The organism is Thalassotalea fusca, from assembly GCF_053485835.1.
The window spans coordinates 1-369 of record NZ_JBQRUN010000060.1 but is presented as its reverse complement, the minus strand read 5'-3'; the positions used below and the strand labels follow the sequence as shown (position 1 = coordinate 369).

At 44.4% G+C, this 369-nt stretch carries 1 protein-coding gene; it reads right to left on the bottom strand.

The features are described 5' to 3' along the window. Positions 1 to 157: 157 nt before the first annotated feature. A partial coding sequence (locus tag ACSLUK_RS20030; protein ID WP_448550554.1) for an EF-Tu C-terminal domain-related protein occupies positions 158 to 369 on the bottom strand: 212 nt, incomplete at its 5' end.

Sequence of the window (369 nt, the reverse complement as noted above, 5' to 3'; positions counted from 1 at the left end):
AGGATTGGTATTAGTCGATGACTTCTTTTGGGTATAGCAAACAACACTAGTACCTCTCATTTACCATAAGGGCACCCTATCAACCTCTTCTCGTAGAGACAAAAAAGGCCGCTTGCGCGACCTTTTTCATGGTTTAGATGTAATCTAAATATCGAGATTAGTCGATGATCTTAGAAACAACACCTGCACCTACTGTACGACCACCTTCACGGATTGCGAAGCGTAAACCTTCGTCCATCGCGATTGGGTTGATTAGCTCAACAACAAACTTCAAGTTGTCGCCTGGCATTACCATTTCTACACCTTCTGGAAGCTCTACAGCACCAGTGATGTCAGTTGTACGGAAGTAGAACTGTGGACGGTAGCCTT